Origin of the sequence: Vibrio sp. 10N.222.49.A3 (assembly GCF_041475145.1) — a bacterium.
In the GTDB taxonomy this organism is placed as follows: Bacteria; Pseudomonadota; Gammaproteobacteria; order Enterobacterales; family Vibrionaceae; genus Vibrio; species Vibrio tasmaniensis_A.
Genome location: NZ_JBFRVM010000190.1, coordinates 3,864 through 4,362, shown reverse-complemented (window position 1 = coordinate 4,362; position 499 = coordinate 3,864). Strand labels below are relative to the sequence as shown.

At 43.3% G+C, this 499-nt stretch carries 1 protein-coding gene; it reads left to right on the top strand.

Annotation, left to right across the window (positions count from 1 at the left end):
• A partial coding sequence (locus AB4589_RS22315; protein ID WP_372101710.1) for an AMP-binding protein occupies nucleotides 1-499 on the top strand: 499 nt, incomplete at both ends.

Below are 499 nucleotides of genomic sequence, written 5' to 3'. Positions count from 1 at the left end.
TCGAGAGCGTGATTGAGCGATTTGGCCAAGTGAAACCTAAGGTACTGTTAACCTGTGATGGCTACACCTTCAATGGTAAAACATTTGATATGGCAGACAAGAACCGTGAAATCATCGAGCACTTAAACGCACTAAAACAGGTGTGTGAGATCGGTTATTTGAAACCGACTCGTGATTTAGAGAAGAGCGACTTAGAGAAGAACGATTTAAAGAAAAACAAAGTTGAACATGATGTGTCGATCCAAAGCTGGCAAAGCATCATTAATCACTATCAGCCAAAACCTCTTCGATTCACTCATGTGAACTTCAATGAACCACTTTTTGTACTCTACTCTTCCGGCACAACGGGCAAGCCTAAATGCATTGTGCATTCAGTTGGCGGCACCATCATCAATCACCTAAAAGAGCATCAACTTCATTGCGATATAAAGCCCAACGATCGCGTGTTCTATTACACCACTTGTGGCTGGATGATGTGGAACTGGCACGTCTCTGCGCT